This is a genomic window from Pseudomonas peli (genome assembly GCF_050563605.1).
GTDB classification, from domain to species: domain Bacteria; phylum Pseudomonadota; class Gammaproteobacteria; order Pseudomonadales; family Pseudomonadaceae; genus Aquipseudomonas; species Aquipseudomonas peli_A.
In genome coordinates, this window is record NZ_JBNXUH010000443.1 from 1 (window position 1) to 247 (window position 247).

Genomic DNA, 247 nt, shown 5'->3' on the forward strand with positions numbered 1-247 from the left:
GGGCCCAGGACAAATTCAGCTACAGCCTGCGGGTGTTTATCGCCCTGAGCGGGGCTTTGCTGCTGTGCTGGTCGCAGGGCTGGATGCATGCGCTGATGGCTGGCGAGCACAGTGCGGTCAGCCTCGGCCTGGAGCCACGGCGGGTGGGCTTGCCGGGGGTTTGTCCGTCCCCTTTAAACCCCTGACGCCGCCGGGGCCGCTCCTCAGGTTCATAATGCATCGGTCGCTGAGATACATCTGAAAAAAA

Annotated in this window: 1 pseudogene; it reads left to right on the top strand. The window is 62.8% G+C overall.

The annotated features are described in order from the left end of the window. Positions 1 to 98: pseudogene (locus tag ACQ4LH_RS22195) on the top strand (hypothetical protein); the annotation flags it as partial. Between the last annotated feature and the right edge of the window lie 149 nt (positions 99 to 247).